We start from the raw sequence: 304 nt of genomic DNA on the forward strand, positions 1-304 counted from the left end.
TCACCCAGCGATAACTGTACCCAGGTGGGACGGCCGTGGTTGCATTGCCCCGATCGCTCGGTAGCTTCCATTTCCCGCAGCAGCGCGTTCATCTCGGGAATCCCCAGGCGTCGACCGGCTCGCACCGAACCATGGCAGGCCATGGTCGAGAGCAGTTCGTTCTCCAGCTCTTCCAGACGACGTGAGCTACCGTGCTGGGCCAGCTCGCCGAGCACGTCGCGGGTGAGCTGGGCGACATCGGCACCTTCCAGCAGCGATGGAATACGACGCACCACGACACCGGACGGTCCGCTGCGCGACAGCT

Annotated in this window: 1 pseudogene; it reads right to left on the reverse strand. The window is 64.8% G+C overall.

The features are described 5' to 3' along the window. Nucleotides 1-272, reverse strand: a pseudogene (locus CBX98_RS25945) (DNA mismatch repair protein MutL); the annotation flags it as partial. Nucleotides 273-304 lie beyond the last annotated feature (32 nt).

The organism is Vibrio sp. T9, assembly GCF_003123985.1.
In the GTDB taxonomy this organism is placed as follows: domain Bacteria; phylum Pseudomonadota; class Gammaproteobacteria; order Enterobacterales; family Vibrionaceae; genus Vibrio; species Vibrio diabolicus.